Here is a 692-nt window from a genome sequence, read left to right as displayed (position 1 = left end):
TAAGTACCCTGTCGCCCGCTCAACCAGCGTAACAATGCAGTCTTTTGTTGTATGCCCTATCACTGTGTCGATTTCCCAGTGCCCTACCTCTTGCCTGTCTTCAACGGAATTAGGACGTTCCGAGATATGTCGCTTATCTGCCAGGCGGCCACGACTGTCGTACGCTTTATAGCGCTTGCGGCGACGCTTTAAGGACTGTCTCAAACACTGCCAGAGATCACCTCCAGCAGCTTTATCCCGCCAGACGTATTGATAGATACTCTCGTGACTGACGCACTTATGACCATGGCGTTTCAGGAAGCCTGTTATTTGCTCTGGACTCCATTCATAACCTAGTAATACCCGAACCAGTACAAAGTCAGACTCGGTCAGCTTTATACCACTACGACTTTTACGCCGCCGCACTCGCGTTCGGCGCTGAGCGATTGGTGGTCGGTAAGCGCCATCAATACTCCAGCAGGAATTACGTTTTACTTCACGCCAGATTGTTGTGCGATGCCTACCCAGTGCTGTCGCTATCTGAGGAACAGACAACCCTTGCTTTCTAAGCGCAGACAACATATACCTTTCATTCTCGGTGAGCTGTTTGTACTTCATATCATTTACCTTCTTGCCGGAAAGAAAATGGAGAAGTAACGATAGCTCACCGTTTTAATTTTGGGGGGCGTTGCAGTTACTATATGAATTCGGGG

1 protein-coding gene is annotated in these 692 nt (G+C 49.0%); it reads right to left on the bottom strand.

Features of this window, described 5'->3' with window-relative positions; all coding sequences use genetic code 11:
- Positions 1 to 597, bottom strand: a 597-nt coding sequence (locus tag JKP77_RS22175) for an IS30 family transposase (protein ID WP_218313346.1), incomplete at its 3' end; no start/stop codon positions are given.
- Positions 598 to 692: the final 95 nt, after the last annotated feature.

The organism is Alteromonas antoniana (genome assembly GCF_019249295.1).
In the GTDB taxonomy this organism is placed as follows: Bacteria; Pseudomonadota; Gammaproteobacteria; order Enterobacterales; family Alteromonadaceae; genus Alteromonas; species Alteromonas antoniana.
This window is presented reverse-complemented; position numbering and strand designations above follow the sequence as displayed.